General features: G+C 41.1%; 1 pseudogene. It reads left to right on the top strand.

From position 1 onward, the window contains the following. Positions 1-282: pseudogene (locus FS666_RS19995) on the top strand (hypothetical protein); the annotation flags it as partial.

Raw genomic sequence — 282 nt, 5'->3', positions numbered from 1 at the left:
AGCATATGATGTCAGTAAAACCGGTGCAGAGCGCATCGTCAATAATATGGGAAAACACTTCCTCGGCAAAAAACCGAAACACGAAAAGCACAAACAAAAGGTGCATTTAGACTCCCATGTCGTGCAAAAAATTGCACTCCATGTCTGGGAATCGATCGAAGACTATCTTTTCAATCCAAAAACAAAAAAGGTGCGCTTCAAAAAGTTCGGCGAATACAATACGCTGGAAGGCAAAACCAATAAATCAGGGATCAGATACAAAAACGGTTTTGTGGAGTGGAA

The sequence above is a fragment of the Siminovitchia fortis genome (genome assembly GCF_007681465.1).
GTDB classification, from domain to species: Bacteria; Bacillota; Bacilli; order Bacillales; family Bacillaceae_C; genus Siminovitchia; species Siminovitchia fortis.
The sequence above is the reverse complement of the archived record's forward strand: the minus strand, read 5'-3'. Positions and strand labels throughout refer to the sequence as shown.